Below are 21,049 nucleotides of genomic sequence, written 5' to 3'. Positions count from 1 at the left end.
CCCTTTCACCGGTCGAGGTCGCGTCCTAGCGCGTCCGCCTTGCCTTCGAGCACGGCCCGCTCGGCGGCGTTCCCGCACAGCTCGACAGCACGGGCGTACTCCTCCCGCGCCTGGTCCCTGGCCCCGAGTCGTACGAGCAGCTCCGCCCGTACGGAGGGCAGTAGGTGCGACGACGCGAGGTCGCCCCGTTCGGCGATCTCGTCGACGAGACGCAACCCGGCCGCTGGCCCGGACGCCATCGCGAGGGCGACCGCGCGGTTGAGCTCGACCACCGGCGAGGGAGCGACCTGACCGAGTGCCTCGTACAGCACGACGATGCGGTCCCAGTCGGTCTGGTCGACGGACGGTGCGTCGGCGTGGCAGGCCGCGATCGCCGCCTGCAGCCCGTACGGCCCGAGGCCGCGCCCGGCGGCGACCGCGCTCGCGAGCGCCGCGCGGCCCCGGAGGATCGCCGAGCGGTCCCAGCGTCGCCTGTCCTGGTCGGCCAGGAGCACCGGCTCGCCGTGCGCGTCGAGGCGAGCCGGGAAGCGGGCCGCCGTCAGCTCGAGCAGCGCGAGGAGCCCGAACACCTCTGGCTCCGGCGTGAGCCGTACGAGCACCCGCGCCAGACGCACCGCCTCCTGCGCGAGGTCGATCCTGATCCACGCGTCACCACCGGACGCGGACGACCCCTCCGTGAAGATCAGGTAGATCACGCTCAAGACCGACCCGATCCGCTCTGCCCGCTCGTGCCGCTCAGGGACCGCGAACGGGACGTGCGCGGCCGCGAGCGTCTTCTTTGCGCGAGTGATGCGTGCCTGCACGGTCGGGACCGGGACGAGGAACGCCTTGGCGATCTCGTCGCTCGTCAGGCCGCCGACGACGCGCAGCGTCAGCGCGACGCGCGCCTCTCTCGAGAGGACGGGATGGCACGCGGTGAAGACGAGGGCGAGGACGTCGTCGTCGATCGCGTCGGGGTCGAACAGGTCGTCGGCACCGGCGGTGCTCTCGTCGAGATCCCTCGCCAGCACCGCATACCGCTCGTCCCTCGCCGACCGGCGTCGGAACGCGTCGATCGCCCGCCGACGGCCGACCGCGAGCAACCAGCTGGCGGGACTGTCCGGGACTCCGCTCGTCGACCATCCGACGAGGGCTTCGGCGAGCGCTTCCTGCGCGACGTCCTCGGCGAGCGCGAAGTCGCCGGTGTAGCGGGCGAGGGCGCCGACGATGCGGGCGGACTCCATCCGCCACACCGCTTCGACGGCGCGCCTCGCCTCTTGCCCGTCCATCGTCACGTGCTGGGGGCGGCCAGGCTCACAGCTGCCCGGTCTGCTCACGCCAGGCGCGCTCCTTCTGGATCCACTCGTTGTCCTGCGGGAACTCGTCGATCGTCGGCACGCGACGGATCTCGACCTTCGTCCCCTGCGCGTACGGGAGGCGCTTGGCCCACTCGACGGCTTCCTGCTTCGACGCGACGTCCAGGATGTAGTAGCCGCCGAAGAGCTCTTTGGTCTCGCCGTACGGACCATCACTGACGACCGGTGTCTCGTTGCTGAAGTCGACCACCACCGTCTCGGCGGGGTCCTCGAGGCCCTCGGCGGCAAGCAGCACGCCGGCGCGCATGAGCTCCTCGTTGAAGCGGCCCATCATCTCGAGCATCTCGTCGAAGTCGACGTTCTCGAACTTCGCCAAGCCCTCGTCGGTCGTCCGCATGATCAGCATGTACTTCGCCATCGTTCGCTCCTGTCTGGACAGGTCCCTCTCGGACCCTCTCACCCCTGGGTCGAACGGGCCAGACCTGGATCGACACCTCTCGGCGTCATTTCGTGGAGCGGCCGTGGCCTACCGCGCCGACACTCAGTCCTTCTCGAGGCGCGGCATCTCGCCGAGGGCGTCGACCTGCTCGGTCAGTGCGTCAAGCACCGAACGGAGCTGGATCTGCGCGACCTTCGCGAACGTGCGCACGTACTCGATCTCGGGGATCGGGTGGTCGTAGCCCGCGCTATCAGCATGCTGCATGGCCACCGCCTCCGACTTGTGGACCGCCTCCGTGGCCGCCGAGTGCGCGTCGCGGACGATGTCACGCTGCTGGGACCGCGCCGACATCATCAGGTCGCGGGCGTGGGTGACCGCCTCGTCGATGAGGCTGTCGGCGACCTTCTGAGCCTCGGCGAACATGAGGACGGCCTGCGCGCTGATCGGCTCGTTGCCCTTGTCCTCACGGGCCCGTCGCTCGGTGCTCAGGTCGGCACGCAGTCGTGAGTTCTCGGCCTCCAGCCGCTGGACCGTGGTCGCGAGCTGGCTCAGGTAGTCGACGACCTCGTCCTCGTCGAACCCGCGCCTGCGCACGGTGAAGGTCGCCCGGCGGATCTCGGACGCGATACTGCTGACGTCTGTGGGGGTCGTCATGGCTGTTCACCCGTCCTTTTGCGTGTCGTTACGCGGTCGGTAGCCGCCTTCGCCGAAGTCCTCGTACCGGATTTCTTCGGGAGGGATGCCGGCAGCGATGAGCTGGGAGACCGTGGCCTGGATCATCGCGCGGGACCCGCACACCAGAGCTCGATATCCGCGCCAACCACCACTGGACACCGCGACGTCACCCACCATCCCGCGTCGCCCGGGGTAGGTCGAGTCGTCGGAGACTGCGGTGTCGTAGGAGAACCACGGGCGATCGGCGAGCGCCCGCATCGCGTCCTCGTCGTACAGGTTCCACGGCATCCGCGCGCCGTGGAAGAGGTGGACCTTCGGTCCGCGACCGGTGGCGAGCCAGTGCCGGTCGACCTGCTCGGCGACGGCCTTGAGTGGCGCCAGTCCGGTGCCTCCGGCGACGAGAAGCAGGTTTTGCGTCGGGTCGTCGAGTGTGAGCGCGGTGCCGACGGCTGCGCTCATCCGCACCGTGTCGCCAACCTGCAGATCCTTGACCATGGCGCTGCTCACCTGGCCGCCGTCGACGATCTGGACGTGCACCTCGATCGTGCCGTCCTCACGGGGCGCATTGGCGGGGGAGTAGTAGCGCCAGAGCCTCGGGCGCTGCGGGACCTCGATCGCGACCGACTGTCCCGGTTGGTACGGCAGCGGCTGCTCCGTACGGAACTGGAGGACGGAGACGTCCAGGGTGCGGCGGTCGGCCGAGATGACCTCGGCGTTCCACCACGAGGGCGTGGACTTGGCCGACTCCTCGGCACCCTGGACCATCGTCTTGGCGATCACGCCGTACGCCGCCGCCCAGTCCGTGGCGAGCTCGTCGGTCCACTGGTCACCGAGGAAGTGCTTCAGGGTGGCGAGGAGCGAAGCGCCGACGGCGTTGTAGTGGTCGGGCGTCGCACGGAAGCGCCGGTGGTCGTTGCCGAGCTGGCCGAGGAGGGGAGCGACGGTGTCGAACTGGTCGACGTTGCTCACCACCGTGCCGAGTGCCGTGACCAGCTTGTCGCGCTGAGCCGACATCGAGACGGGGAACATGCTGCGCACATCGGGATGGGACAGGAAGAGGTGCGAATAGAAGAAGAGGGGGACGTCGTCGCCGCTCTTGGCGACGTACGCCCAGCTCTCCTTGAGTGCTGCTGGATCCACGGGCTCAGCTCTGCTGGCTGACGATGTCGGGTTGCACGGCCTCGAGGGTGCCACCGAGCGAGGCGATGATGTCGTCGGGGACACCAGCGTCGACGAGGACGCCGACCAGGTGCTCGACCACGCGGCCGTACGCCTCCGGGGTGATCGCCAGGCCGGCGTGCGCGTCGCGCAGCTCGCGTCCCGCGTACGTGACGGGGCCGCCGAGGAGGTGCGAGATCAGCTGGACCTGGTGGCGCTTGAGGTTCGTCAGGTCACTGTCGACGAAGTACGGCGCGAGCGTGGGGTCGCCGATCACGAGCTCGTAGAAGCGATCGACGACGACGCGCACAGCAGCGCCGCCACCCACCCGCGCATAAGGCGACTGCTCGTCCTGGACAGTCTCGACCTCGGTCATTGTGGTGCTCCCGTCTGCGCGGTCGGCTCCTCTTGCGACGCACGCGGTGTCGGCCGCTTGTATAGCAGTGTTCTCGGTGCGCGGTAAAGGCGTCGAGGCGGTAATCGGAATGCCGTTGGTGGCTTCGTGACGCGGCGTCGTGTCGGGTTGGTGCCTCCACCTGCGGCGGAGCGACAGGGCGGATTGCGGTGTGATTTGGATCACACTGGAATGAATCCACAACATCTCGGACCGTGCTGCGATAACCCCTTGATCGCGCCGGTAAGGTGACCGCGTATCGGTGTGGCCGAAGGTGCTCACCAGGTCCGCGTGACAGGAGTTCGAGATGCGGTACGCAGGGAGCGGGGCGGCCTCCTCGGCCTGCTTGGGCCTCGGTGCCACCGCCTCGACCACGGCTGCCTGACTCCTCGCGAGCGCGCCGGGTTGGGTGTGGTTCCGCGACCCTTCTCCTGCATTCGAGAGTGAGCCTTGCCATGCATCCCCTCACCGGACACCAGATCCGCGCGTCCTTCGTCAACGCCTCCCGCCGCGAGGCGACGCAGGCGCCCCTGCCGCCCCAGCTCGACGTCGTCGCGTGGGACGACCACGACGTCCTCGGGTGGGTCGACCCGAAGAACCCGCGTCGCGCGTACGTCGTGGTGCCGACCGACGGCGGTGCAGTCGGTCTGATCCTCCGTACGACCAACCCCTCCGTGCAGCGGGCGGCAATCTGCACGTGGTGCGAGGACGTCAAGGAGACTGACGACGTCGTGCTGTACGTCGCGAAGCGTGCGGGGGCGGCTGGGCGCAACGGCGACACCGTCGGCACGCTGATCCATGCCGATCTGTCGTGCTCGCGTCACGCCCGGCGCCGGCCGGCCCCGTCGGAGGGTGCCGGGGACCCGAAGGCGTTCATCGCGCGACGTGTCGCCGGCCTGCGGGAGCGGTCGGCGCGGTTCGCCGAACGGGTCGCGGCGGCCTGAGCGGCGGTCACTACTCCTCCGACCGGGCGGGTGCGAGCATCGCCAGGATGGTGGTGGTCACCAGTGTCGGCGCCTGCTCGGCGGTGACGGTGCCCTGGTGGACGGCGGTCGCTGCGGTGTGCAGGATGCTCTGGATCGTCGTGACCTGCCACTCGAGCGGTAGGTCACGACGGAACTGTCCGCCACGTCGTCCGCGCTTCAGCAGCGCCTGCATGCGGTCGATCTGCTGCGCGTGTGCGCGCTGGAACAGATCGGGCGAGAGCGACTGCTCTGCGGCCTGGACGAGGCCGCCGTACTGGTAGGTGACACGCAGCGACGCGTCGAGCAGTCGCCCAATCGCTGCCATGGGGTCGCCGCTGACGTCGACCGCCCCGAGAGTGGACTCGGCGTCGCGCAGTGCGCGGTCGACGACCTCGGCGACCAGGGTCGCTCGGGAGGGGAAGTGGCCGTACAGCGTCATCCGGCCCACGCCGGCGGCCTTGGCGATCGCGTTCATGCTCACGTCCGGGTCGTCGGCGAGGCAGCGCGTCGCTGCCTCGACGATGGTGGCGATGTTGCGCAGGGCGTCTGCGCGTCGAGGCGCGGAGGCCTCCTGGACGTCGTCGATCACGTCAGCTCCTCACGGCCTCGCCGTCGGCAGGCGGGCCGCGTCCATGCTAACTCGTACTCGGATGTCCATGTTCGTGCTAGCGTGATCTCGTACACGCACGTACGACTTAGGGGGAGCCATGTCAGGCCACCACGCAGCGGCCGCCGCCGCTCCCACCACGGCACGACCGTGGTGGAAGCGGTCCGGCTGGACCTTCACGCGCCACTACCTCGAGATGATCGCCGCGATGCTGCTCGGCATGGCGGTCCTCTATCCGTTGTGGATGCTCGCCACCGACGGGCTGGCCGAGTCGGCGTGGGTCCACCGCACCGACGTCGAGACGACGGTGATGGCGACGGCGATGGCCGCGCCGATGGTCGCGTGGATGATCTTCCGCGGCCACAGCTTCCGGCCGGTCGCGGAGATGACCCTCGCGATGTACGCGGGGTTCTGGGTGCTCTACCCGTTCTTGTGGGCGGGCATGATCGGGGAGATGGGCGTGATGATGGTCGGGCACGTCCTCATGCCCGTGTTCATGCTGCTGGCGATGCTGCTGCGGTTCGGCGAGTACGCGCACGCTCACTGAGCGAGGCGGCGACGCACGCCACGGCGGCGACCACGAGGAGCGTGGCGTTCACGAGCAGCGCCGCGCGCAGCGACTCGGCGTGACTGGCTCCCGCGGCGAGCTGCCCGGTGAACACGGCGCCGAGGATCGCCGGACCAAGGGCGCCGCCGTACTGGCGCATCGCGGTGTTGCTCGCGGCGGCCATGCCGGCACGCTGCCACGGCACGGCGTTGATCGCGGCGGTGGAGACGGCGGTCATCATCATCGCTACCGACACCCCGAAGACGGCCAGGCGCCAGGCGAGGTCGCCGAAGCCGGTCCCCGTGTCGATGCCGCTGATCGACACCGCGCCGACGGCGGCCAGCACGAGGCCGGCGATCAGGACGTTGATCGCGCGGACGCGGTGCATGAGGTGCCCGACGAGAGGATTGACGAGTGCACCGACGCCGGTGACGAACAGCAGCCGTGTGCCGATCTCGAGCGGGCTCAGCTCCTGGGCGTACCCGAGGAACAGGCTCAGCAGGAACATCGTCCCCACGATCGAGAAGAGGGCGACGAGCGCGGAGAATCCTGCGGCCGAGAACGTCGAAGACCGGAACAGCGACAGGTCCATCAGTGGGGAGGACGACCGCTTCTCCGCGACGACGAAGGCGAGGAAGGCGCACGCGCCGACGACGAGGCCGGCGATCGCCTCGGGGGAGTCCCATCCCTTGGCGCCGCCCTCGATGATGCCGAAGATCGACGCGGCGATCGCGAGCGTCGCGGTGATCTGGCCCGGCCAGTCGAGGTGACGCCCCTCGGGCGTGCTCGACTCGGGGAGACGGCTCAGCGCCCCGCCGGCCGCGACCAGAGCGAGCACGCCCGTCGGGACGAAGATCCAGCCCCATGCGGCGACGCGCAGGATCGTGCCGGCGATCAGGGGGCCCAGTGCCAGGCCGGCCATCATGCCGGTGGCCCACATGCCGATGTACTTCCCGCGCTCGCGCGGGTCGGGCACGGCGTGCGCGATCAGGGCGAGCGTCGTCGGCAGCAGCAGTCCCGCGCCGAGCCCGGAGACGGCCTGACCGACCATCAGGAGATTGACCGCCGCACTGTCTGCGAGGGTCGCCGCGAGTCCGGCGGTCGTGGCGCCGAGGACGGTCAGCACCATGCCGATGAGATAGATGCGGCGGCGACCGTGCAGGTCGCCCCACACTCCGGCGGAGAGGACCACGGCGGCCATCGGGAGGACGTACGCGTCGGTGATCCACTGCATGTCGGTGGTGGTCGCGCCGGTCGCACCTCCGATCGTCGTGAGCGTGACGGCGACCGCCGTGATCGGGACGTACGTGACGAAGACGCCCAGCACCGCAAGACCGATCGTCATGCGGCGCTGGTGCTCGTGGGTGTGCTGGCCGGTGACGGCTGACATCATGAACTAAGACCCTTTGATTGACTTAGTACAACGATAGTCGCAGCGTTAAAGTAAATCCAGAAGAGAGACTTCAGCTGCCCATGACCGAGCCCGAGCACGATCGCGTCGACCCGATCCTCGACTACGTCCGAGACCACGACGGCTCGCGCGACCTCACGGCCAAGGCCGTCGTGCTGCGCCTGCGCCGCGCCGCGCACTACGTCGACACCGTCGCGAGGCGCCTGGCCCCCAAGGGCACGGAGCTGTGGGAGCTCGAGATCCTCGCCAACCTCGTACGCCATGGCGGAGAGATGTCGGTCGGTCAGCTGCAGGAGGCGGCGCAGCTCACCGCCGGCGCGATCACCAACCGCATCACCCGGCTCGAGGACAAGGGTGCTGTCCGCAGGGTCGTCTCGGCGGCGGACCGTCGCCAGATCCTCGTGACGCTGACTGCCGAGGGCGAGCAGCGTGCCCAGGAGCTCATCGCCGGGCAGGACGAGCTGGAGCGCGTGCTCTTCGCCGACATCGATCCCGAGCTGCTCCGCCGGCTGAGCGACGACCTGCGGGCCTTCCTCGTCCACACCGATCCCGGCCTGCGGGGCTGACCGCGGCGCGACGACCCGTCGCCGTCACTCGACCGTGGCCTCCGACGGGCTCGTACGGCGGAGCATGAACCGGGTCGGGGCGAGCGCTGCACCGATGGCGGTCACGGTGCAGGCGGCGCCGATCACGAGAAGGCTTCCCCAGGGGACGGTCGCCGCCATGTCGGGGAGCCGCTCTGACAGGGAGGCGTGCATCAGCGCGCCGATCCCTGCCATAGTGAGCGCGCCGAGGAGCAGTGCGGCCGCCGAGACGAGCGCGGACTCCCACAGCACCATGCGACGTACCTGCCGGGTCGTGGCGCCGATCAGGCGCGTCGTCACGAACTCGTGCCGACGCTGGAGGCTGCCCATCAGCAGCGTGTTGGCGATCGCGATCGCCGAGTAGACCCCCGCGGGTCCGAGGAGGACCAGGATCGCGATCTGGTTCATGTGCCGCTGCTCCGCATCGCGCTGGTCGATCCACGAGCCGGCGGTGGACACGTCGGCCCCGCTCGCCGCGAGCTCGGTGTCAAGGACGCGGAGGGTCTCGCTCGCCGGCACCCCCGACGCGGGGAGGACGAAAGCGTGCTCCGGGACGCCCTCGGGTGCGTGTCTGAGCGCGAGCGCCCGCGGCACCAGGACGTCCGCCTGGAGCTCCGGGGCGTCGTCGACCACGGCGACGGTCGTCAGCCGCGCCGTCGTGCCGTCGGGAAAGGTGAACGCCACCCGGTCGCCGACGCGCTGGCCGTAGTCGCGGGCGTACTGCTGCGACAACGCGACAGTCTGCCCCGACAGGTCGTCGAGCGAGCCCGTACGCGCACGTGTCCCGCGGGCCGCGGCAGCCGCCGACGGGTCGATGCCCTCGGCGGTCTCCCGTACGGTCTCGCCGTGCATGCGGGCTTTGACCACCACGGGGACACCCGCGTCGAGCGTGCCGACGACGCGCGACCGCTCGAGGGCGTCCATCGCGTCGGGGTTGCCGTCGGTCTGGACGACGACCGGTGCCTGGAGCCGCTCGGTCGTGAGCGCGCGCACCCAGTCGACGGAGAAGCTCATCGTGAGCAGCAGCGAGCCGGCGATCGCGGAGATTGCGAGGATCGGCGCCGCGAGCGAGGCCGTACGCCGCGACTGCGCGGACACGTTGTCGCGAGCGAGTCGCAGCGCCACGTCCCCGCGGGGCCCGAGCCGTCCGACGAGGCGCGCGACCGGGGGGATGACGAGCTGGCCGAAGCACACCAGGGCGATGACGATCAGCTGCGGCGCGAAGATGGCGAAGAGGATGACGAGCTCGCTGTCGAGCGCGCCTGTGCCGACGAGCATCGCGACAGAGCCCGCCACGCAGGCCACCCCGGTGACGGCACGCCAGAACCCGATCCGGCGGCGCTCGACGGCCGACTCGCGAAGGGCGTCGACGGCGGGGACACGCGACGCTCGTCGTGCGGCCGCGCGTGCACCCAGCAAGGCCACCAGCACCCCCGTCGGCAGCGCGATCGACACCGCCCACCACGGCGAGGGCGTCGACATCCCCTCCGGTGCGAGCCCGCGCTGCGCGAGGAACCACAGCGTCGGACCCGTCAGCAGGTGGCCGACCACGACGCCTGCACAGGCGGCGAAGAGCGCCACCACGAGAGCCTCCGCCCGGATCATCCGCCGTACCTGCCGGGGTGTGGCGCCGACAAGCCGGAGGAGGGCGAGCTCGCGGCGGCGGGCCGAGACGACGAACGAGAACGTGCTCGCGACGACGAAGATGGCCATGAACCCGGAGATCCCCGCCATGAAGCCGAGCATCGACAGGAGACCGTCGAGCTGCTCGCGCGCGGCGTCCTCGCCAGCGCCCAGGGCGTCGTACGCCGTGCCTGCCGCTGCGGTCAGCTCGGTGGCGAGCCCGATGAGCGCCACCCCCAGCGCGAGCGCGACGAACGCGCCGACATACAGCGTCCAGCTGCTCCGGACGACCTGCCTGCTGAGCGACAGCATCACCGCTCCATCTCGCTCATCGCGGCAGCGATCTGGGTCGCCGTCGCGCTGGTCAGGGAGCCCACCACGCGCCCGTCCTGGAGGAACAGGACCGAGTCCGCGGTGGCGGCGGCGACCGGGTCGTGGGTCACCATGACGATCGTGAGGCCGTCACGGTCGACGGCGGCGCGCAGCTGCGCCAGGACGTCGCGGCTCGTCGCGCGGTCGAGCGCGCCTGTCGGCTCGTCCGCGAAGACCACCGACGGTCGCGCGACGAGGGCGCGCGCGATCGCGACCCGCTGCTGCTGCCCGCCGGACAGCTCCGCGGGGCGGCGCCGGTGATGGTTGCCGAGCCCCACCGTCGCGAGGGCGCCGAGGACGACGTCGCGTCGGGGCCGCTGCCCCGCGAGACGCAGGGGGAGCGCGACGTTGTCGTACGCGCTCAGCGCGGGGAGGAGGTTGTACGACTGGAAGACGAACCCCATCGCTCGTCGCCGCAGCTCGGTCGCCTGCACCTCGCCGAGCCGGCCGAGCTCGACGTCGCCGATCCACACCGATCCCGACGACGGCTGATCGAGTCCCGCCGCGCACTGGAGCAGGGTCGACTTGCCCGATCCCGACGGGCCCATCACCGCGGTGAAGGTGTGCGGAGCGAACGTGTGCGTGATCCCCTGGAGGGCGGACACGTCGCCAGCCGCAGAGGCGTACCGCTTGGTCACGGCGTCGAGGGTGATCGCATGGGTTGTCGTCGTCGGCGGGGCCGTCACGGTGGGAGTGGCGTTCTTCATGGTTCCAGCGAACCGTCGCCGCCCGTGCTTTCCCCTGGCCTGCGCGCCCCATCGAGGTAGCGTGCGCGCTACTTCTCGACTCGCGCACCGTCGACTGTCCCTGCGTCCGCCGCCCTCTACGCTCGAGAGGTGAGTCGCACGGGCACGGTCTGGTCGTCGCTGACGGGGAACCCCGCGCGGTTTCTCTTCTCGGCGTGGCCATGGCGCTCGCTCGCCTACCTGGCGTCGTCGGCGCTCGTCGGCGTCCTGGTCCTCGCCGTGTTCCTCGTCGTCGTCGCCGTCGGCGTCGTGACCAGCATCCTCGTCATCGGAGTGTTCGTGCTCGCCACGATCCCTGCGCTCGGCGTCGCGGTGGGGGCGATCGAGAGGCGTCGCCTGCGGCTCATGCAGTCGCCGGGGGAGCCCGCCCTGCTCAGCCCTCACCCCGACCTCACGGGGCTCACGCTGCGCGCGCGCCTGCGACAGGTCCGCAAGGAGCCGGGGTCGTGGCGCGAGCTCGGCTACGCCATCCTCCTCGCCGTCGTCCTGTGGATCGTCGACGCGGTGCTCGTCTCGTTCGTCGCCACCTTCGTCGGCGGACTCGCCCTGTCGCCGTTGGGTGCTGCGTACGACCAGGTCATGGTGTTCGGGTGGACCTTCGACAGCACGGTGGAGGCGCTGCCGTTCGCGCTCGTGGCCACGCCGATCGCCCTCGTCATCAGCGCGTACCTCCTCACCGCGGCAGCAGCCGGCCAGGCCGCGCTCGCCCGCCTCCTTCTCAGCCCCACGGAGGAGAGGCTGGCGGCGCACGTCGCCGAGCTGCGCCGCTCGCGGATCAACCTCGTCGACGCCTTCGAGACCGAGCGGCGCCGCATCGAGCGCGACCTGCACGACGGGGTGCAGCAGCGTCTCGTGGCGCTGACGATGACCCTGGGTCGGGCCGAGATGGACGTCCCTCCAGGGGAGGGGCTCGACCTCGTGAAGCAGGCGCACCACGAAGCGGAGGAGGCGCTGGCCGATCTGCGCAGCGCGGTCCGTGGCATCCACCCGCGGGTGCTGGTCGACCACGGGATCGCCGCGGCCGTCCGTGAGGTGGCGGACCGTACGCCGATCCCCGTGTCGGTCGAGATCAGCCTGGATGCACGCCTGCCCTCGCCGATCGAGGCTGCGGCCTACTTCGTCGCGAGCGAGGGCCTCACCAACGTCGTCAAGCACGCCGGTGCCCGCAACGGTGCGGTGGTCGCGTGGGTCCGTGACGACCGGCTCGTCCTGACGGTCACCGACGACGGTGTTGGCGGAGCCACGGTCGAGCCGGGGAGCGGGCTCGCAGGTCTCGTGACTCGGCTCGATGCGCTCGGTGGCACCCTGGAGGTGTCGAGTCCCGTCGGAGGACCGACCCGGCTGCGGATGGAGTGCCCGTGCCAGATCGAGCCCTGACGATCGTCCTCGCCGAGGACTCGGCGCTGCTGCGCGAGGGCATGGTCGGCATCCTCGAGCGCGCGGGACACCGCGTGATCGCGGCCGTCGAGGACGGTGACGCGCTCGTCGCGTACGTGCGCCGCGAGCCGCCCGACGTCGTGATCACCGACGTGCGGATGCCGCCGGACCACTCCGACGAGGGGCTGCGTGCGGCGGCGACGATCCGCGAGACCCATCCCGACGTGGCTCTCCTCGTCCTGTCGCAGTACGTCGCGGACGCCTACCTCCCGACGCTTCTCGAGTCCACCGACGGGGGCGGGGTCGGCTATCTCCTCAAGGACCGCGTCGGGCACGTCGCCGAGTTCCTCCGCGACCTCGGGACGGTCGCCGACGGCGGGATGGTCGTCGACCCCGACGTCGTCCGGCAGCTGCTCGCGCGTCGTCGCGACGACGGGCCTCTGTCCGCGCTCACCGCCCGGGAGCGGGAGGTCCTGTCGCTGATGGCCGAGGGGCGGACGAACGGCTCGATCGCCGAGGCGCTGTTCGTGAGTGAGGCCGCCGTCCGCAAGCATGTGGGCAGCATCTTCGCCAAGCTCGACCTGGACCCTGCGAGCGACCGGCGCGTGTCGGCCGTCCTGACCTACCTCCGCGGCACCGGCTGAGGCGTCACCGCTGCACGGGGAGCGACGCCGGCAGCCCGAACGCGGTGAAGTCCGCCTCGAGGAAGGCGACGACCTCGGTGACTCGTCCGTCCTCGACCGTGAGGACGTCCAGCCCGCCCGGTCGGAACTCCCCGCGCTCGGCGTCGCGCATATACGTCCCGAACGCGAGCTGCCCGTTCGCGGTCGTCGGCAGGAACCGCCAGGACTCCCGCACCGGGCCGCTGCGCAGGAACGCGGTGACGTCGGCAAGACCTGCGTACCAACGGGGGAGCGGCGGCATCGAGTAGCGGACGTCGTCGGCGAGCAGCGCCACGATCTGGTCGACGTCGCCCGCCTCCCACGCACGGGCGTAGCGGTCGGCCAGTGCGTCGAGCCCTCCGTCGTACGACGCTGGTGCCGGTGGCAGACCGTCCGCGACCGCGGCGCGCGCCCGCTGCAGCAGGCTGTTCACCGCGGCGACGGTGAGGTCGAGGATGCCGGCGACCTCGGCTGCGCGGAACGCGAGCACCTCGCGCAGCAGGAGGACGGCGCGCTGCGACGCCGGGAGGTGCTGCAGCGCGGCGACGAACGCAAGGCGTACGGTCTCGCGGTCGACCGTCTGATCCTCGGGGGACGCCTCGAGCCAGCTGCCGGGCAGCGGCTCGAGCCACGCGACCTCGGTCGCGCCTGCGCCGAGAGCAACGGGGAGCTCGCGGCGGCCGCGTCGTTCGCTCAGCGTCAGGCAGCGATTGGTGGCGATGCGGTAGAGCCAGGCCCGCAGGTGCCGGCCGTCGAAGCGTGCGAGGCCCTGCCACGCGCGGACCAGCGTCTCCTGCTCCGCGTCCGCCGCGTCCGCGGTCGAGCCGAGCATCCGGTAGCAGTGGAGGCGCAGCTCGCGGCGGTACGGCGTGACGAGGCGCGCGAAGGCGTCCTCGTCGCCGGCGCGAGCGCTCGCGAGGTCGTCCTCGTGGTCGTCGCGATGAGTTTCGTCGCTCTGCGAGGTTCCTTCCACGACAGCACACTCTCAGACCGGAGGCTCCGCGATGGACCACGAATCCGACATCCGCACCCTGGTGACCCGCTGGATCGACGCCGTCGACCGTGGGACCGACCTCGACGCCGTGCTCGCCGACCACACCGACGACGTCGTGATGTACGACGTCCCTCCGCCGTACGAGGGCAACCGCGGCATGCAGGCGTACCGCGACTCGTGGCCTGCGTTCCTCGCCTGGCAGCGCGGCGACGGACAGTTCGCCCTCGAGTCCCTGGAGATCACGGCGGGAGACGACGTCGCGTTCGCGCACGGGCTCGTCGTCTGCCGCTCGACGGGGGCCCACGACGAGCACCCCGACCAGCGGCTGCGCCTCACCCTCGGCCTGAGCCGGGTCGAGGGACGGTGGCGCATCGCGCACGAGCACCACTCGTTCGCCGACGACCGTGACCGGCGCGACCGCGCCGGCGAGGCTGACATCGCGGCGGTGCTGCGACGCTGGCACGACGACACCGCCGCCAAGAACCTCGACGGCCTGATGGCCGACATCGCGAGGGACGTGGCGTCGTACGAGTACGAGGAGCCGCACGTGCTCCCCGACGTCGACGCCGTCCGTGAGAACTGCCGTCGGGGGCTGGAGGCGACGCAGGAGAAGGTCGACTTCACGGTGGTCGACCCCGAGATCGTCGTCCGCGACGACGTCGCCGTGGCGTGGGGGCTCGACCGCGTCGAGGTCCCGCAGGCGGAGGGGGACAGCGTCACGACCTGGTCGCGCGGGACACGCGTCTTCCGGCGGCGAGACGGGAAGTGGCTGCTGGTCCACCAGCACCTCTCGTACCCGCTCACCACCGGCACCGACCGGGCCCGGGTGGACCTCCCACCTCCCACGGTGGCGGCGATCGGCTGAGGTGCTCGAACCCGTCCTGACGTCGTTTCCGCCTCGCTCGTCCGACCCCGCGGATATAGGTTGCTGCCAATCGAGTCGGTTGAGGGGGAGATCGTGGACGTCCAGAAGCTCCGGGCATTGGTGATCGAGGACGATCCGGACGCGGCCAACTTCGCCCGGATCGCGCTCGAGCGCTTCGCGGACATGGAGGTCGCCATCGCCTCCGACGCGGAGGAGGCGCTCACGGTCCTCGCCGTCGACCGTTTCGACGTGATCGTGAGCGATATCGAGCTTCCCGGACGTTCGGGGCTGGACATCCTTCCCCAGGTGCGGATGCTCGCCCCCGGTGTCCCGGTCGTGATCCTCACCGCGCACGGGGTCGTCTCGTACGCGGTCGAGGCCCTGCGCAGCGACGCCGACGAGTTCCTGGTCAAGCCGATCGCGCCCACGGACCTCGCGGCCCGGGCGACCCAGCTCGCGCAGGAGGCGAAGCTGGTCCGCTCGCGGTCCCGTTCGGTCGTGCTGGCGGTCGGCGCGCACCCCGACGACGTCGAGATCGGGATCGGCGCGACGCTCGCGGCACACGCGGCCGCTGGCGACCAGCTGGTGATCATGACGCTCTCGGGCGGCGCGATCGGGGGCGAGGCGGCGGTGCGTCACGAGGAGGCGCTCGCCGCGGCCGCGGTCGTCGGCGCACGTCTGGTGCACCTGGACTTCCAGGACACCTATCTCGACCCGGCCGACGGGGTCATCACGGCGATCGAGGAGGTCGTCGCCGAGGTGCAGCCGGACCGCGTCTACACGCACAGCGCGCGAGACCGGCACCAGGACCACCGTGCGGTCCACGAGGCCGTGCAGGTCGCCGCGCGGCGGGTCCCTGGCCTGTGGTGCTACCAGAGCCCGTCGAGCACCGTGGAGTTCCGCCCCAACCGCTTCATCGACGTCGAGGGCTACGTGGAGACCAAACTGAGGATGCTCGCCGCGTACGCGTCGCAACGTCATCGCGACTACGTGCAGCCCGAGCTGGTGAGGGCGACGGCGCGCTACTGGTCGCGCTTCAGCCCGGCGCGTGACGTCGAGCCCCTCGAGACGGTGCGCGCGGCGGAGCTGGTGGCGGCCCCGGAGGTCGTGGCGACGGCGGAGGCCGATTCCGTGAGAGAGCACGCGTGACGACGCAGGCTCGCCCGAGGTCACGGCTGCGTCGGCTGACCCGGGTCTTCGGCAGCCAATTCGACCCCGAGATGGTCGGACTTCGCGAACTCCCGTTCACGGGCGTGTTCGGGATCGTCGTCGCGGTGGAGGTCGTTCGAGGGACGATCCCGCACCCGCGGTCGACGGTCGTCGCCGTGAGCATCGTCATCGTCGTGCAGCTGGTCGCCCTGTTCGGCGCGTGGGAGCGGTGGCCGCACTGGTGGCAATACGCGCTACCCCTCGCGCAGATCGCGGCCCTGGGCGGACTCGCGTACGGCTCCGGGGAGGCCGCGAGCTACTTCTCGAGCATGCTCTTCCTGCCGGTCATCAACCTCGCACTCCAGCCTGGCTACCTGGGGCTCGCGCTCGGGACCGCCGGGGCCGGGGTCGTGACCATGCTCCCGGCGTTCCTGTCGGTCCGTCCCGACGTCTCCCCGTCGGCGCCGACCCGGGCGATCGTGGTGACCACGTGCGCGTTCCTGGTCGGCACCGGTGCGTCCGCCGTCACGCAGCGGCTGCGCGAGCAGGCGGCGACGCTCGAGTCGCTGCGTCGGCAGCAGGTCGCGACGATGCACTCGCTCGAAGGGAGCCGCGACCGGCTGCAGGCGCTCTCCGCTCGGCTCGAGCAGTCACGCGACCTGCTGGCGAGTGTGGTCGAGGCCGCCACCGAGCAGCTCATCGTCGGGACGGACGAGGTCGGGACGATCATGATCAACAGCCCAGGTGCTCGTGTGCTCCTGGGCGGCACCGACGCAGTGCTGACCGGATCGTCGGTCACCGACTTCTTCGACCCCGAGGGCCTCCGCGGTGCTGCCGCGGCTCGCGGGCTGGGGAGCACGGCTGTCGACCTCCTCCAGGGCCTCGTCGGGGAGGCCGGCGTGGGGCGTCCGGAGCACCGGGAGTGGACGTTGGTGCGCCTCGACGGTTCGTCCCTGCCGGTCGAGGTGACGGTCACGCGCCGGTCGTTGCTCGACGACGCTGAGGCGGACGGATACCTCTTCGTCGCGACCGACCTGACCCAGCGGAAGGAGGCCGAGCGCCTCCAGGACGAGTTCATCGGGCTCGTCAGCCACGAGCTGCGGACGCCGCTGGCGTCGATCATGGGGTACGTCGAGCTGCTGCGGTCCGACGAGGGCGCGCTCACCGTCGCGCAGAACCACTCGCTCGACGTGGTCGAACGCAACGCTCAGAGGCTGCTCCGGCTGGTCGAGGACCTTCTCCTCAGCGTGCAGGTCGTGGCGGGGACCTTCGCCCTCGACGCCCGTCCTCTCGACGCTACGGAGACGGTCCGACGATCGGTCGCGAATCTGATGCCCACCGCCGACACGGCCGGCGTGACCGTGACGGTCGACGCACCGGAGGGGGTGTCTCTCGTGACCGACCCCGAACGACTCGGACAGGTCGTCGAGAACCTCGTCGCGAACGCGGTGAAGTTCTCCGCGCGCGGGGGGACGGTCCGTGTCTCCGTCCACGCGACCGCCGCCGGTGACGGTGGCCGGGGAGCAGAGCTCGTGGTCGCCGACGACGGTGCCGGCATGACCGCCGACGAGCTCGAGCGGGTCACCAAGCGCTTCTTCCGGACCCGTACGGCGCAGCAGCAGCGGGTCCGTGGCCTCGGCCTGGGCCTTTCGATCGTCGACGCGATCGTCACCGCGCACGGCGGGACGATGGCGATCCGCAGCACACCGCGGGAGGGGACGACGGTCACGGTCGATCTTCCCGACGCCCGCGAGGCGCCGGCAGTCAGCGCTGATCCGGATCCACAGGCGACGCTGCCCCCGTCGACGTAGTCGTATCGGCCCACGCGGACCGGAGGACATCCCAGTCGCCCGCGGTCATCAACGAGTACGGGGTGACGTTGACATTGGTGATCCCGTTCGTGGCAGCACTCCGTACGGCGCTGTCGAGCGCGGTCGTCGTGATCCGGCGCGCCTTGCCCGTCGACCGGTCGCCCCACAGGCCGACCGAGACCAGGAACCGAGTCATGTCGTACCCGCCGTCTCGCAGCGCGGCCGTGACCTGCTCGATGTCGGCCGGCGGGCGGAGCGGGATGCCGATGTATGCCCACAGCTGTAGGCGCAGGTCGCGGACGGAGGACAGCAGGATCCGGTAGTCCTGCCCGCTCTTCGGTCGACCGGACGCCGGGTCCTCCCAGTCGACCCCCACGTCCATCGTCAGCCCGATCTGCCGGCCCTCGCCGTCCCGCACGGCGTCGAGGGCCGTACGCATCCGGCCCAGCAGTCCGGCGATCACCTCCGAGCGCCACCTGCCGATCAGCGGCGACTCGGTGTCGATGGCGCCATCCTCGGTGCGCGGCCAGTCCGCCTCCGCGGACATCTCGCGGTAGAGGGCGAGGTCCTCGTCGCCGTAGGTGTAGGCGCTGAAGAACAGCTCGGTGACCTCGATCGCGGCGGGGTCGTAGCGCTCGCCCAGCGCGGCGACGTACGCGACCAGGCGGTCGCCGACCTCGCCGGTCGCGAGCTGCGTTGCCGAGGCGCCATGGGTGGAACGCCTCCCACGCACGCCCGTCCCGGCGACCCTCGGGTCCTCCTTGATCCACTCCGGGACGAAGGCGTCGACGATGAGGTTGATCTGGCGGGGGCTCCCGTCCGGCGCCTCGCGCAGCATCCGTGCCGCGACCGCGAGGTGGTCGGTGCCGGGCTCGGCGGCAGCGTCCGGGTGCTCCGACCAGTCGAACGCGGTGAACTCGACCCGTCCGGCGCCGAGGTTCACCGTCGTCGCGTGAGCGTCGGCGAGCTGCTCGGAGACGGCGTCCCAGTCGGTCTCGGGGTCGATGACCCTGCCGAAGTCGACGCTCAGCGACCGGACCTCCCTAGGGGCAGGGCTCGGGCGCAGGGTCGGGAGCGGGCCGTCGTCCTCCGGAGACGGATTGTCGGGCAGCAGCACGGCACCCACTGCCGCGGCGACGGCGAGCGTGCCGATCAGGACGATGCCCCGGAGTCGTCGACCAGGCCGTCCACCGACACCGTCCCGGTGCGGTCGAGCTTGTTCCATCGGTTCTCGGCTCCCTTCAGCTCGAGCCAGACTGCGCGCACCATCACGAGGCTCATCACACCTGAATAGACGGGCCAGGCCAGCAGCGTCCACACGTAGCGCAGGTCCCGGGGAGCCCGGTCGAGCGCGACCGCGAGGAGGAGCAGGACGACGGAGATCGGGAGGCCGACGAGGACCAGGGCCGTCCACAGGTTCGCGGGGAGCGCGGGGACGTCGCCGGCCGCCGCGAGCGAGGCGATCACGAGCACGGCGAGCACCTGGAGGAAGGGGACGACGATCTGCGTGACGGTGTTGAACACGAGGAAGGCGCCGAACGCCCCGTACCTCAGGTTGCCGACCATGCGCCGGTGCCGTCGGGTCACCTGGAGCAGACCCCGGGCCCACCGCACCCGCTGCCGCCACAGCGCGCGCGGGGTCGACGGCGACTCGGCGTAGAGCAGCGCGTGCGGGGCGAACGCGACGCGGTAACCCACGCCGTACACGCGCCACGTGAGCTCGAGGTCCTCGCCGACGGTGTCCTCGCGGACGGCTCCGACCACGTCGAGCACGTCACGGCGGAAGGCCCCGATGTTGCCCGACACGATCGGCAGGCATCCGAGCTCGTGCATCGCGCGGCGCATGAGGCCCGTGCCGAGGTGGCTGATCAGCGCCAGGAACCGGGTCTGCACGCGGTCGAGGTTCACGGGACGGTCGTTGCCGCAGACCGCGCCGACGTCCTCCTGCCGGAACGCCTGCAGCATGCGCGTGATCGTGTGCGGCCCGAAGAGGCCGTCGGCGTCGACGAGCATCAGCACCGAGCCACGAGCGTGCGCGATCCCGGTGTTGAGCGCCGCGCCCTTGCCGGCGTTGGCCTGGGTGAGCGCCGTGACCGGCCCGAGCTCGTCGGCGACCGCCTGCGCGACCGCGTACGTGTCGTCGGTGGACCCGTCGTCGACGCAGATCACCTCGTACCGGTCGTAGGCGCTGTTCGCGATCGAGCGCAGGCAGTTCTCGAGGACGACGCCCTCGTTGTAGGCGGGCACGACCACGGTCACGAACGGCGGCTCGGTGAAGATCGTGCCGACGTCGACAGGTCTCGTGTCGTCGGGGCCGCGGTGACGCACCTCGAACAGCAGCGAGAACGGCACGAAGAGCAGCCGGAGGAGACCTGCCACGAGCACGGTCACGCTCACCACGGTCGCGAGCGCACCGAGGAAGGCACTCACGGCTTGGGGCCGAGCCACTCGTCGAGGACCAGGTCGAGCAGCTCGGGTGCGTGCGCGGACAGGGCGCCGAACCGGCCGTTGACCTCCAGCACGTACGGCGCGCCGGCCGTGTCCCGACGCACGTCCATGTCGACCGGACCGACGAGGTCGAGCGCCTCGACGGTCGCGGCAGCGATCTGGGCGACATCGGGGACGGCGCTGTCCGGCAGGCGTACGGCGTCGGCCGCGTTGCCGACGCGGCCCTCCTTGAGCACCGTCTTCTCGAGGACCACGACGGTCGTAAGCCCGGTGCGCGGTGAGCGGTAGACCTGCGGGGCGTACTCGGGTCCGTCGACGAAGCCCTGCACGATCCATGAGGCATCGGTGGCCGACCAGTCGAGGTCCTCGGGCTTCTCCACGACCGAGACGCCGCGCCCGCCGCGCGACACCCGAGGCTTGACCACGATCGGTCCGCCGGCCCACGCGAGCGCGCCGGCCGCGTCCGGCAGCTCGGAGGCTGCCGTGTGGACGGGCACCGGGACACCGGCGCTCGCGAGCGTCCACATCGTGAGGAGCTTGTCCGCGGCGAGGCCGGAGGCGCGAGCACTCGCGATCACCACCGAGGCGCGTGGCGCGGCTGCCTCCGCGATCACGTCCGCGAGGACGGCCGCCTGCGGGAGCTCGTCCTGAACCGTGGGGATCACGAGGTCGGGGCGGAAGCGCTCGACGACCGCACGCATCGACGGGGCGTACGCGGGGTCGGCCGCGGCGGCGACCGTGGCGGTGTCGGTGAACGGTCCTCCGTCGAGAGAGTCGAGGTCGACACCGATCGTGCGCAACGTACGCCCGTCGCGAGCACGGTCGGCGAGCTGACGACCGAGCGAGGACCCTGCAGGACCACCGGCGCCGGTGACGAGGACGGTGGGCATGCGGCGAGTCTGCCACCGACGGCGCCAGATCGCCTTC

General features: G+C 71.0%; 21 protein-coding genes. 8 read left to right on the top strand and 13 right to left on the bottom strand.

Features of this window, described 5'->3' with window-relative positions; genetic code table 11:
* Positions 1-5: 5 nt before the first annotated feature.
* The 5 genes from HCT63_RS11640 to HCT63_RS11620 all read right to left on the bottom strand — a co-directional run bounded on the left by HCT63_RS11640 (position 6) and on the right by HCT63_RS11620 (position 3,943).
* Complete coding sequence (locus HCT63_RS11640; protein WP_243842995.1) at positions 6-1,316, bottom strand: sigma-70 family RNA polymerase sigma factor; 1,311 nt, start codon at positions 1,314-1,316, stop codon at positions 6-8.
* Positions 1,294-1,713 carry a YciI family protein gene (locus tag HCT63_RS11635; protein WP_167004448.1) on the bottom strand — a complete coding sequence of 140 codons (420 nt, stop codon included), beginning with the start codon at positions 1,711-1,713 and terminating at the stop codon, positions 1,294-1,296. The genes HCT63_RS11640 and HCT63_RS11635 overlap by 23 nt, the downstream gene beginning before the upstream one ends.
* Positions 1,714-1,836: 123 nt before the next feature.
* Entirely contained in the window at positions 1,837-2,388 is a 552-nt protein-coding gene (locus HCT63_RS11630; protein WP_167004445.1) for a DivIVA domain-containing protein, read from the bottom strand.
* Between the two features lie 6 nt (positions 2,389-2,394).
* Entirely contained in the window at positions 2,395-3,549 is a 1,155-nt protein-coding gene (locus tag HCT63_RS11625) for a globin domain-containing protein (protein WP_167004442.1), read from the bottom strand.
* A gap of 4 nt (positions 3,550-3,553) precedes the next feature.
* Positions 3,554-3,943, bottom strand: coding sequence for a group 1 truncated hemoglobin (locus HCT63_RS11620; RefSeq protein WP_167004439.1), 390 nt, complete (start codon positions 3,941-3,943; stop codon positions 3,554-3,556).
* A 473-nt stretch (positions 3,944-4,416) separates the two neighbouring features.
* On the opposite strand from HCT63_RS11620, the gene HCT63_RS11615 reads away from it, so the two are divergent.
* Entirely contained in the window at positions 4,417-4,905 is a 489-nt protein-coding gene (locus tag HCT63_RS11615; RefSeq protein WP_167004436.1) for an FBP domain-containing protein, read from the top strand.
* A 10-nt stretch (positions 4,906-4,915) separates the two neighbouring features.
* Here HCT63_RS11615 and HCT63_RS11610 read toward each other — a convergent pair whose 3' ends face one another.
* Positions 4,916-5,515 (bottom strand): TetR/AcrR family transcriptional regulator, encoded by a 600-nt coding sequence (locus HCT63_RS11610; protein WP_167004433.1) that lies wholly within the window; start codon positions 5,513-5,515, stop codon positions 4,916-4,918.
* Positions 5,516-5,633: 118 nt separating this feature from the next.
* Here HCT63_RS11610 and HCT63_RS11605 point away from each other — a divergent pair, with 118 nt between their 5' ends.
* Positions 5,634-6,080: a hypothetical protein gene (locus HCT63_RS11605; protein WP_208322389.1), complete on the top strand. Its 447-nt coding sequence runs from the start codon at positions 5,634-5,636 to the stop codon at positions 6,078-6,080.
* Here HCT63_RS11605 and HCT63_RS11600 read toward each other — a convergent pair.
* Entirely contained in the window at positions 6,028-7,473 is a 1,446-nt protein-coding gene (locus HCT63_RS11600; protein ID WP_208322388.1) for an MFS transporter, read from the bottom strand. The genes HCT63_RS11605 and HCT63_RS11600 overlap by 53 nt on opposite strands.
* Positions 7,474-7,553: 80 nt before the next feature.
* Here HCT63_RS11600 and HCT63_RS11595 point away from each other — a divergent pair, with 80 nt between their 5' ends.
* Positions 7,554-8,057 (top strand): MarR family transcriptional regulator, encoded by a 504-nt coding sequence (locus HCT63_RS11595; protein ID WP_167004430.1) that lies wholly within the window; start codon positions 7,554-7,556, stop codon positions 8,055-8,057.
* Positions 8,058-8,081: 24 nt separating this feature from the next.
* Here the strand turns inward: HCT63_RS11595 and HCT63_RS11590 are convergent, their stop codons facing one another.
* A complete protein-coding gene (locus HCT63_RS11590; RefSeq protein ID WP_167004426.1) occupies positions 8,082-10,010 on the bottom strand; it encodes an FtsX-like permease family protein in 1,929 nt (642 codons plus the stop codon).
* Positions 10,010-10,777 carry an ABC transporter ATP-binding protein gene (locus tag HCT63_RS11585; protein ID WP_167004423.1) on the bottom strand — a complete coding sequence of 256 codons (768 nt, stop codon included), beginning with the start codon at positions 10,775-10,777 and terminating at the stop codon, positions 10,010-10,012. The genes HCT63_RS11590 and HCT63_RS11585 overlap by 1 nt, the downstream gene beginning before the upstream one ends.
* Positions 10,778-10,906: 129 nt before the next feature.
* On the opposite strand from HCT63_RS11585, the gene HCT63_RS11580 reads away from it, so the two are divergent.
* Positions 10,907-12,193 carry a sensor histidine kinase gene (locus HCT63_RS11580; protein WP_167004420.1) on the top strand — a complete coding sequence of 429 codons (1,287 nt, stop codon included), beginning with the start codon at positions 10,907-10,909 and terminating at the stop codon, positions 12,191-12,193.
* Positions 12,175-12,837, top strand: a complete 663-nt coding sequence (locus HCT63_RS11575) for a response regulator transcription factor (RefSeq protein ID WP_167004417.1) — start codon at positions 12,175-12,177, stop codon at positions 12,835-12,837. The genes HCT63_RS11580 and HCT63_RS11575 overlap by 19 nt, the downstream gene beginning before the upstream one ends.
* A 4-nt stretch (positions 12,838-12,841) precedes the next feature.
* On the opposite strand, the gene HCT63_RS11570 is transcribed toward HCT63_RS11575, so the two are convergent.
* On the bottom strand, positions 12,842-13,828 hold the full coding sequence (locus HCT63_RS11570) for a sigma-70 family RNA polymerase sigma factor (RefSeq protein WP_167004414.1): 987 nt from the start codon (positions 13,826-13,828) through the stop codon (positions 12,842-12,844).
* 31 nt (positions 13,829-13,859) lie between these two features.
* Between HCT63_RS11570 and HCT63_RS11565 the strand changes: the two genes are divergently transcribed.
* The 3 genes from HCT63_RS11565 (at position 13,860) to HCT63_RS11555 (ending at position 17,674) form a co-directional block, all read left to right on the top strand.
* A complete protein-coding gene (locus HCT63_RS11565; protein WP_167004411.1) occupies positions 13,860-14,714 on the top strand; it encodes an SgcJ/EcaC family oxidoreductase in 855 nt (284 codons plus the stop codon).
* 93 nt (positions 14,715-14,807) lie between these two features.
* Positions 14,808-15,863, top strand: a complete 1,056-nt coding sequence (locus tag HCT63_RS11560) for a PIG-L family deacetylase (RefSeq protein ID WP_167004394.1) — start codon at positions 14,808-14,810, stop codon at positions 15,861-15,863.
* Positions 15,860-17,674, top strand: a complete 1,815-nt coding sequence (locus HCT63_RS11555; protein ID WP_167004391.1) for a PAS domain-containing sensor histidine kinase — start codon at positions 15,860-15,862, stop codon at positions 17,672-17,674. The genes HCT63_RS11560 and HCT63_RS11555 overlap by 4 nt, the downstream gene beginning before the upstream one ends.
* Here the strand turns inward: HCT63_RS11555 and HCT63_RS11550 are convergent.
* The 3 genes from HCT63_RS11550 to HCT63_RS11540 are packed head-to-tail and all read right to left on the bottom strand — an operon-like array spanning position 17,628 to position 21,012.
* Positions 17,628-18,899 (bottom strand): hypothetical protein, encoded by a 1,272-nt coding sequence (locus tag HCT63_RS11550; protein WP_167250050.1) that lies wholly within the window; start codon positions 18,897-18,899, stop codon positions 17,628-17,630. The genes HCT63_RS11555 and HCT63_RS11550 overlap by 47 nt on opposite strands.
* The gene (locus HCT63_RS11545) at positions 18,827-20,104 is read right to left on the bottom strand and encodes a glycosyltransferase family 2 protein (RefSeq protein WP_167004388.1); all 1,278 of its coding nucleotides are present in this window, start codon (positions 20,102-20,104) and stop codon (positions 18,827-18,829) included. Before HCT63_RS11545 ends, HCT63_RS11550 begins: the two co-directional genes overlap by 73 nt.
* On the bottom strand, positions 20,101-21,012 hold the full coding sequence (locus tag HCT63_RS11540) for an ATP-grasp domain-containing protein (protein ID WP_167004384.1): 912 nt from the start codon (positions 21,010-21,012) through the stop codon (positions 20,101-20,103). Before HCT63_RS11540 ends, HCT63_RS11545 begins: the two co-directional genes overlap by 4 nt.
* Positions 21,013-21,049 lie beyond the last annotated feature (37 nt).

The sequence above is a fragment of the Mumia sp. ZJ430 genome, assembly GCF_011751845.1.
Lineage (GTDB): Bacteria > Actinomycetota > Actinomycetes > Propionibacteriales > Nocardioidaceae > Mumia.
This window is presented reverse-complemented; position numbering and strand designations above follow the sequence as displayed.

Excerpts from the sequence above, each read along its gene's own strand:
- HCT63_RS11600 (WP_208322388.1), bottom strand. The coding sequence starts at position 7,473 with ATGATGTCAGCCGTCACCGGCCAGCACACCCACGAGCACCAGCGCCGC.
- HCT63_RS11615 (WP_167004436.1), top strand. The coding sequence starts at position 4,417 with ATGCATCCCCTCACCGGACACCAGATCCGCGCGTCCTTCGTCAACGCC.
- HCT63_RS11585 (WP_167004423.1), bottom strand. The coding sequence starts at position 10,777 with ATGAAGAACGCCACTCCCACCGTGACGGCCCCGCCGACGACGACAACC.
- HCT63_RS11590 (WP_167004426.1), bottom strand. The coding sequence starts at position 10,010 with ATGCTGTCGCTCAGCAGGCAGGTCGTCCGGAGCAGCTGGACGCTGTAT.
- HCT63_RS11630 (WP_167004445.1), bottom strand. The coding sequence starts at position 2,388 with ATGACGACCCCCACAGACGTCAGCAGTATCGCGTCCGAGATCCGCCGG.
- HCT63_RS11635 (WP_167004448.1), bottom strand. The coding sequence starts at position 1,713 with ATGGCGAAGTACATGCTGATCATGCGGACGACCGACGAGGGCTTGGCG.
- HCT63_RS11550 (WP_167250050.1), bottom strand. The coding sequence starts at position 18,899 with ATGGAACAAGCTCGACCGCACCGGGACGGTGTCGGTGGACGGCCTGGT.
- HCT63_RS11605 (WP_208322389.1), top strand. The coding sequence starts at position 5,634 with ATGTCAGGCCACCACGCAGCGGCCGCCGCCGCTCCCACCACGGCACGA.
- HCT63_RS11540 (WP_167004384.1), bottom strand. The coding sequence starts at position 21,012 with ATGCCCACCGTCCTCGTCACCGGCGCCGGTGGTCCTGCAGGGTCCTCG.
- HCT63_RS11595 (WP_167004430.1), top strand. The coding sequence starts at position 7,554 with ATGACCGAGCCCGAGCACGATCGCGTCGACCCGATCCTCGACTACGTC.
- HCT63_RS11565 (WP_167004411.1), top strand. The coding sequence starts at position 13,860 with ATGGACCACGAATCCGACATCCGCACCCTGGTGACCCGCTGGATCGAC.
- HCT63_RS11620 (WP_167004439.1), bottom strand. The coding sequence starts at position 3,943 with ATGACCGAGGTCGAGACTGTCCAGGACGAGCAGTCGCCTTATGCGCGG.